The sequence below is a fragment of the Magnetococcales bacterium genome, assembly GCA_015231925.1.
GTDB lineage: Bacteria > Pseudomonadota > Magnetococcia > Magnetococcales > JADGAQ01 > JADGAQ01.
Genome location: JADGAQ010000288.1, coordinates 1 through 3,596 on the forward strand (window position 1 = coordinate 1; position 3,596 = coordinate 3,596).

The following is a 3,596-nucleotide window of genomic DNA, read 5'->3' on the forward strand; positions in this document are numbered from 1 at the left end:
CGGCGGGGTTCGGGGCAGCGCCCCGAGGTGTTGACCTGGCCTTTGGCGGGTCGACGCCCACAGGAGATACGACCCACTTCGCACCGCTTCCAAACGCAGTCACTTCTTCGACCCGCCGGAGGGGGCCGGGGGAGGGACTCATCCTCCCCATCCTTGAACGTCCCGGCAAACCGCCGCCGGGGTGAATGGTTGTCCTTGGAAAACACCACCCTTGGCGGAACCGGCGCGTTCAAGGATGGGGGGATGAGGCCCCCCCTTGCCCCCCCGCGGTCCGCAGCGGGTTGTCCGGTTTGTACGGGTGGTGAGTTGGTGCGCTTTCCTTGATGCTTCAGACCGCTACGGCCACGTCAACACCCCAGGGCTCCGCCCCGGACCCCGCCGGGGGGGATAATCCCCCCCGGACCCCCGTATGAATGAACAGCAACTGCTTCCTTTGGCGGCCTCAAAACCCGATACGATGCGCCCTGGGGGTGAAAAAGAGTCCGCTGGGCTTGCTCATCCCCAACGAATCGACGGGCTCCAGCGTATCGGTGCGATAAACCGCCACCCGATCCTCATCCCGCACCGAAACCCACACCGCCTCGCCGCGCGGTGTGAACTCCATGTGCATCACCCCTTTGCCCGGCTCCAGGGTCTTGACCACCTGCAGACTTTCGGTATCGATCACCTGCAACAGATGGTTGTGGGGCAGGGCGAAGTTGACCCAGATCTGACGCCCGTCGGGCCGCGCCTCGGCGAACACCGGCTGACCCGCCACCGCCACCCGTCCCACCTCTTTCCAGGAGGCGGTATCGACCACCAGCAGCTCATGCCCGCCGATGGCCGGCAGGAAAACCCGCCCCCCCGCCACGGACCAGCCCTCCAGATGGGGCATCTTGTAGACCGGCAACGGCTCCCGCCCCTTGCCGTAGTGGTCCAGAATGCGCTTCACCCCCGCTTCGGGATGCCACAGATCGAGCAGCGCCATGCCATCTTCGCCGAAGAGTCCGGCGATGTAATAGCGTCCGTCGGGCGTCACCAGGGCGTCGTAGGGACGGTCGCCGGCATTGGGGAAACGGGTGATGAGCGGATTGCGCGGATCCTTCATATCAGCGATGCGGATTTCGCCCGCTTCGAAGAGCGAAAAGACGAAACGCTGCCCCGGCGCATCCTCGATGCCCACCACTTTGGAGGCCTTGCCATCGGCGCCGATGGCGGGGATGTCGGCCACCATCTCCAGGGTTTCGGCGTCGAAAACCCGCACCCCACCCGGCTCGTAGTTGCCCACGGCCACCAGCTTGCCATCCTGGGAGATGGCCCCGCCGATGGAGTTGCCCGCCTGCACGATGCGCTTGTCCACCTGGCGGGTCAGCAGATCGACCCGGCTCAGGCCGCCGTCGCGTCCGAAGATGAAGGCGAACCGTTCATCCCGACTGAAGACCACCGAGGCGTGGGAGAGATCCCCCAACCCGGCCACCTCGCCCAGAATGTGACGGGTGGTGGTTTCCACCACCTGAACCCGCCCGTCGGCGCGTTCGATGACCACCCCCAGATCCCCGGTACCCCGCAACGCGGAGGCGCAGCCTCCCGTCAACAGGGCCAACAGCAACAAGACTTTTTTCATGGTTGCCCCTCCCGAAAACCGCGACGCAAGGCTGCCACCAGCCAGAGGATCTCCTCCTGAGTCAACAGGCCGTCCCAGGGAGGCATGGCCGCGCCGGGGCGGCCCAGGCGGATGGTATCCGCGAGCAGCTCGTCGGACTTGCCGGCCAGGGCTTCCGCAGTCAGCGGCGGACCCAGGCCACCTTTGCGGGTCAGGCCGTGGCAGGAGCCGCAATCGTGGCGCAGCAGCTCCGACAGGGCCTTCTGCCGGACGGGAGTCACCTCCCCCGTGGCGGCGGAGGCCAGCAGCGCCGGCAAACACAAGCCTGCGGCAAGGATGGGAAGGCGGTATTTCATGGCATTCCACGTTGGAACAGGGGCGACGCCCCGGATGATGTTATCCTGGGGGGGAATTGATCGGGCAACATTGATATGAATCAATTTACCAATCTGTTAAAAGAATAACATGGTCACACCCGGAACGCGGTCCCTTCTGCCAGGGTCCGTATCCCGGCGAAGACCTTCCATTCCGTTTCGCGCCAGTCACTATTCAGGCCCTGCACGGCGCGGCAGGATCGTGTCAACGGAGAAAGGCCAAGTCCCAGGGGTGCCCCCTGGACCCCAGGGGGGTGGACGTCAACGGCAAAAGGAAGAGTCCCAGGGGTGCCCCCTGGACCCCAGGGGGGGTGGACGTCAACGGCAAAAGGAAGAGTCCCAGGGCGCTGCCCTGGACCCGTCGGGGGGGATAATCCCCCCCGAACCCCCGTATAACTGAACAGATCACGCACCACCCACAGGAAGGGCGCCGCATGTTCCGTCTGACCCGTCTGCTCGACCAGATTCTGCAGGACTCCCCTCTTCCCACAACGCGCCGGGCCGTGGCTCCCGTGGTGGTCTGGAACCTGATCCGGCGTTGCAATCTTTCCTGTCTGCACTGTTACGCCGCCTCCTCGGACCGGGATTTTCGCAACGAACTCAGCCATCCGGAGGTGATGCAGACCCTCGACGACCTCAAACGGGCCGGGGTAACCGCACTGATCCTCTCGGGCGGGGAGCCGCTGTTGCGCCCCGATCTCTTCGAAATCGCCACCGCCGCCAAGACCCTGGGCTTTCATCTGGCCCTCTCCACCAACGGCACCCTGATCGACGCCGCCATGGCGCGTCACATCGCCGGCGTGGCTTTCGACTACGTCGGCATCTCCATCGACGGCATGGAGGCGCGTCACGATGTCATTCGGGGTGAAACGGGCGCATTCAACCAGGCTCTTGACGGGGTGCGGCATCTGCGGGATCAGGATGTCACCGTGGGACTGCGCTGCACCCTCACCCGCGATAATACCGCCGATCTGCCGGAATTGTTGCAACTGATGGATCGGGAACGGATTCCCCGGCTCTATCTCTCCCACCTCAACTATGCCGGACGCGGCATCGGCAACCGGCAGGAGGCCCCCTCCCACGAAGCCACCCGACAAGCGGTGCGTCTGCTCTTCGACACGGCCCGCGCCGACCGGCACAGGGATCGTCCGAGGGAGTTCGTCACCGGAAACAACGATGCCGACGGTGTACTTCTGCTGCATTATGTACAGGAATTCTGGCCGGATCGGGCCGAACGGGCGGCTTCGCTGCTGCGTCATTGGGGGGGCAATGCTTCCGGGGTGGGCATTGCCAACATCGACAACCGGGGTTTCGTGCATCCGGACATTTTCTGGTGGGATCATGTGCTGGGCAATGTGCGGGAGAAGCCCTTCGGGGAGATTTGGCAGCAGGCGCGGGATGAGTTGATGGTGGGGTTGCGGCAGCGTCCCCGTCCGGTGAAGGGGCGGTGTGGGGAGTGCGGGCATTTGGCCATTTGCGGGGGCAATACACGGGTGAGGGCGTTTCATGCCACGGGGGATGCCTGGGCGGAGGATCCGGGATGTTATCTGACGGATGCGGAGATTGCCCCGGCACAGGGCATTTGAATATATACGGGGGTCCGGGGGGGATTATCCCCCCCGGCGGGGTTCGGGGCGGAG

At 64.8% G+C, this 3,596-nt stretch carries 3 protein-coding genes; 1 reads left to right on the plus strand and 2 read right to left on the minus strand.

Annotated elements, in window-relative coordinates:
- Positions 1-442: 442 nt before the first annotated feature.
- Together HQL56_18845 and HQL56_18850 are read right to left on the minus strand one after the other, a co-directional pair.
- Entirely contained in the window at positions 443-1,603 is a 1,161-nt protein-coding gene (locus tag HQL56_18845; GenBank protein MBF0311575.1) for a protein nirF, read from the minus strand.
- Positions 1,600-1,938 carry a cytochrome c gene (locus HQL56_18850; protein MBF0311576.1) on the minus strand — a complete coding sequence of 113 codons (339 nt, stop codon included), beginning with the start codon at positions 1,936-1,938 and terminating at the stop codon, positions 1,600-1,602. Before HQL56_18850 ends, HQL56_18845 begins: the two co-directional genes overlap by 4 nt.
- A gap of 452 nt (positions 1,939-2,390) precedes the next feature.
- Here HQL56_18850 and nirJ point away from each other — a divergent pair, with 452 nt between their 5' ends.
- Positions 2,391-3,542, plus strand: coding sequence for a heme d1 biosynthesis radical SAM protein NirJ (nirJ, locus tag HQL56_18855; protein ID MBF0311577.1), 1,152 nt, complete (start codon positions 2,391-2,393; stop codon positions 3,540-3,542).
- Positions 3,543-3,596 lie beyond the last annotated feature (54 nt).